This is a genomic window from Bradyrhizobium sp. PRIMUS42 (assembly GCF_023006515.1).
In the GTDB taxonomy this organism is placed as follows: Bacteria; Pseudomonadota; Alphaproteobacteria; order Rhizobiales; family Xanthobacteraceae; genus Bradyrhizobium.
In genome coordinates, this window is sequence record NZ_JALBGZ010000558.1 from 1 (window position 1) to 4217 (window position 4217).

Genomic DNA, 4217 nt, shown 5'->3' on the forward strand with positions numbered 1-4217 from the left:
TCTTCTGGCCCGAGGGCGCCGGCAGCACGTCGAGCCCCGCGCTGCGCGCCAGCCGGATCATCGGATTGGTGTCGGGATTGTGCATCCAGCGCGCGCCGCGGTCGAACGGCGTGTCGAAGGTCGTGCTGTCTGTGATACAGCGGCCGCCGATCTGGGACGCCGCTTCCACCACGATGACCTTGCGTCCCGTCGCCATGATGCGCCGCGCTGCGGCGATTCCGGCGGCCCCCGCACCGATCACGACGATGTCGGCCTCGCGCGGCAGGGTCGCGGCGTTCGCGCGCAGAACCGGCATCGCGGCAAGAACCGCCGACGCCGAAAGGAAACTGCGGCGCGTGATTGTCATGTCATGGTTTCCGAGGACTTGCGGCGAACGGGAACAGTCAGCGAACCTTGCCGTATCTGATGTTGCACGGCAACCATCATGGTGAATCAATCGTGCTTGACCTCACGGAGTGATGAACCGAATTGCAACACGTTTCGACCATGTTAGAGAAGGGAAAAAGACGGCCGGAAAAGGCCGTGGGGGGAGTTTGAGATGGGGACGGTCCTAGATTCAGTCGGCAAGCTGATTGCCGCGTACCTCTCGAAGGAGGTGCCCGGCTACGAGCCGTTCACGCCGAGCGACCCGGAGCACCTGCGCGGCGTCATCGAGCCCGGCGACGTGCTGCTGGTCGAGGGCAACAACCGCATCTCCGGCATCATCAAATATCTGACGCAGTCCACCTGGTCGCATGCGGCACTCTATGTCGGTCCGATCGAGGGCGCGGAGGAGCGCGACGGCGAACCGCATGTGCTGATCGAGGCCAACATCGGCGAAGGCGTCACCTCGGCGCCGCTGTCGAAATATTTCCCCTATCACACCCGCCTCTGCCGCCCGGTCGGGCTGTCCTATGAGGACCGCACCACGGTCTGCCGCTATGCGATCAACCGCATCGGCTTCGGCTACGACACCAAGAACATCGTCGATCTCATGCGCTTCCTGTTCCCGCTGCCGGTGCCGCAGCGCTGGCGGCGGCGCATGATCGCGCTCGGCTCGGGCGATCCGACCAAGATCATCTGCTCGGCCCTGATCGCGCAGGCGTTCGATGCCGTGCGCTACCCGATCCTGCCCAAGATCACCAAGGCCGGCAGCCGCGCCGCCCGCCGCGAGATCCTGCACATCCGCGATTCCTCGCTCTACATGCCCCGCGACTTCGACATCTCGCCCTATTTCGAAGTCGTCAAACCCACCATCGTGCACGGGTTCGACTACACCGCCCTGCACTGGGCCGACAAGCAGAAGCCGCTCGAGGAGGTAGCGGGCACATTCAGTGTGTTTCCAGAAACGCTCCGTGCGCCGCCGCTCGTTCCTGAGGCGATTGACGAAGAAGCGCCGGTTGAGATTCCGACTGAAGAAGTGAGCGCGCAGCCTGCGGAGATGACCACCAATTTCTCCGAGCATTTTGTGCAGCTGAACGAACTCGCGATGTACCGCGCGCGTCGCCGCGGAAATACTTGCGAGATCGCGGCGTAAGCCTCATCGTCGTCCCTGCGAAAGCACGGACCCATACCGGGCGATCTATCGGTTACAGGTCGTAGAAGTGCCAAGCGACGAGTCTTCGCCAAACACCTCCCTGGGGTTATGGGTCCCTGCTTTCGCAGGGACGACATCTGAGGATGTCGTGCGATCTCTCCTCAACAACCGTCGTTGCGAGGAGCGCAGCGACGAAGCAATCCAGACTGCCTCCGCGGGGGCGGCCTGGATTGCTTCGCTTCGCTCGCAATGACGGAAGTGAAGACCTACCGCTCCGCCCGTCCGATCACCGCCATCAGCTCCGAGATCTTCTCGCGCTGATCGGCCTTGTCGCCGCTCGCGATCGCGTGCTCGACGCAATGGGCGACGTGGTCCTTCAGGACCTCCTCCTCGACCCGGCGCAGCGCGGCACGCACCGCCGAGATCTGCGTCACGATGTCGATGCAGTAGCGGTCTTCCTCTATCATTTTCGAGAGGCCGCGAACCTGGCCTTCGATCCGGCCGAGGCGTTTTCCGACGGATGCCTTGATGTCCTTGCGCATGGGGTCTATATACCCCCATAGGGTATGTATTGCAAGGCCGGAGCTTCGCCATGAAAGACGCCGAACACGGGCATCATCACGAGCCGGAAACAGGATGCGGCTGTTCCAGCCCAGCTGCTCCAGCGGCCAAGCCGGCCGCGTCTTCCTGCTGCGGCGGGCACGGCGACCGTGCCGGCCACGCGCATCATCACGCGCATGACCATGGTGATGGCGCGACCAAGGTGCTCGATCCCGTCTGCGGCATGACGGTCGACCCCGCGACCTCGAAGCACAACCTCACGCACCACGGCGAGACCTTCCATTTCTGCTCCGCCGGCTGCCGCACCAAGTTCGCCGCCGACCCCGCCAAATATCTTGCCAAGGACAAGGCGCCCGAGCCCGAGATGCCCGCGGGCACGATCTACACCTGCCCGATGCATCCGGAGATCCGCCAGGTCGGACCCGGCAGCTGCCCGATCTGCGGCATGGCGCTCGAGCCGGAAGTGGCAAGCCTGGAGACCGGCCCAAACCCGGAGCTTGCCGACATGACGCGGCGGTTCTGGATCGGTGGCGCACTTGCGCTGCCGGCCGTGGCGCTGGAGATGGGCGGCCATCTCGCGGGCCCGCACAACTGGATCGATCAGACGCTCTCGAACTGGATCCAGCTCGTCTTCGCCACGCCGGTGGTGCTGTGGGCCGGCTGGCCGTTCTTCGTTCGCGGTTGGCAATCGCTGCTGACGCGTAACCTCAACATGTTCACGCTGATCGCGATGGGCACCGGTGTTGCCTATGTCTACAGCATCATCGGCACCGTCGCGCCGCAGATTTTTCCCGCCACCTTCCGCGGCCATGAAGGCGCGGTCGCCGTCTATTTCGAGGCGGCCGCCGTCATCACCGTGTTGGTGCTGCTCGGTCAGGTGCTGGAGCTGCGGGCCCGTGACGCGACCTCGGGCGCGATCAAGGCGCTGTTGCAGCTGGCCCCGAAGACCGCGCGCCGCGTCGATGCCGATGGCAGCGAGCATGAGGTCGAGATCGACACGCTTCATGCCGGCGATCGCTTGCGCGTTCGTCCCGGCGAGAAGGTGCCGGTCGACGGCGCAATCCTCGAGGGCCGCTCCTCGCTCGACGAATCCCTGGTCACCGGCGAGTCCATGCCGGTCACCAAGGAGACCGGTGCAAAAGTCATCGCGGGCACGCTGAACCAATCGGGCAGCTTCATCATGCGTGCCGACAAGGTCGGACGCGAAACGCTGCTGTCGCAGATCGTACAGATGGTCGCCGACGCGCAGCGTTCCCGCGCGCCGATCCAGCGGCTGGCCGATCAGGTCGCGGGCTGGTTCGTGCCGGCCGTGATCATTGTCGCGATAGTCGCCTTTGCCGCCTGGGCATGGCTCGGACCGGAACCGCGGCTGGCCTTCGGCCTTGTCGCCGCGGTCAGCGTGCTGATCATCGCCTGCCCCTGCGCGCTGGGCCTCGCGACCCCCATGTCGATCATGGTCGGCGTCGGCCGCGGTGCGCAAGGCGGCGTGCTGATCAAGAACGCCGAGGCGCTGGAGCGGATGGAGAAGATCGACACGCTGGTGGTCGACAAGACCGGCACGCTGACCGAGGGCAAGCCCAAGGTGGTCGCGATCGTGCCGGCTGCCGGTCTTTCGGAAGACGACATCCTCCGGCTTGCAGCCAGTGTCGAGCGCGCCAGCGAACATCCTTTGGCTGACGCGATCGTGCGTGCGGCCAAGGAGAAGCAGCTCGCCCTCGGCCAGGTCGAGCAGTTCGACTCGCCGACCGGCAAGGGCGCCACCGGCAAGGTCGACGGCAAAACCATCGCGCTCGGCAATGCCAGATATCTCGCCTCGATCGGGGTCGACACGACGGCGCTCGACACTGAAGCCGAACGGTTGCGCCAGGACGGCGCCACGGTGATCAACATGGCCGTCGATGGCCGGCTTGCCGGCCTGTTCGCGATCGCCGATCCGGTCAAGACCTCGACCCCGGAGGCGCTAAAGGCGCTAGCTGCCGAAGGCATCAAGGTCATCATGCTGACCGGCGACAATCGCACCACGGCTGAGGCGGTGGCGCGGCGGCTCGGCATCGCCGAAGTCGAGGCCGAGGTGCTGCCGGATCAGAAGAGCGCGGTGGTGACCAAGCTGCAAAAGGCCGGCCGCATCGTCGCGATGGCC

Annotated in this window: 4 protein-coding genes; 2 read left to right on the plus strand and 2 right to left on the minus strand. The window is 65.2% G+C overall.

Going from position 1 to position 4217, the window contains the following annotated elements; genetic code table 11:
* Positions 1–346, minus strand: a 346-nt coding sequence (locus MOV75_RS29165) for an FAD-dependent oxidoreductase (RefSeq protein ID WP_247007062.1), incomplete at its 3' end; no start/stop codon positions are given.
* Between the two features lie 192 nt (positions 347–538).
* Here MOV75_RS29165 and MOV75_RS29170 point away from each other — a divergent pair.
* Positions 539–1516 carry a YiiX/YebB-like N1pC/P60 family cysteine hydrolase gene (locus MOV75_RS29170; RefSeq protein WP_246931179.1) on the plus strand — a complete coding sequence of 326 codons (978 nt, stop codon included), beginning with the start codon at positions 539–541 and terminating at the stop codon, positions 1514–1516.
* 266 nt (positions 1517–1782) lie between these two features.
* On the opposite strand, the gene MOV75_RS29175 is transcribed toward MOV75_RS29170, so the two are convergent.
* Entirely contained in the window at positions 1783–2058 is a 276-nt protein-coding gene (locus MOV75_RS29175; protein ID WP_246931180.1) for a metal-sensitive transcriptional regulator, read from the minus strand.
* A 50-nt stretch (positions 2059–2108) separates the two neighbouring features.
* Here MOV75_RS29175 and MOV75_RS29180 point away from each other — a divergent pair.
* A partial coding sequence (locus MOV75_RS29180) for a heavy metal translocating P-type ATPase (RefSeq protein ID WP_247007063.1) occupies positions 2109–4217 on the plus strand: 2109 nt, incomplete at its 3' end.

Excerpts from the sequence above, each read along its gene's own strand:
- MOV75_RS29170 (WP_246931179.1), top strand. The coding sequence starts at position 539 with ATGGGGACGGTCCTAGATTCAGTCGGCAAGCTGATTGCCGCGTACCTC.
- MOV75_RS29175 (WP_246931180.1), bottom strand. The coding sequence starts at position 2,058 with ATGCGCAAGGACATCAAGGCATCCGTCGGAAAACGCCTCGGCCGGATC.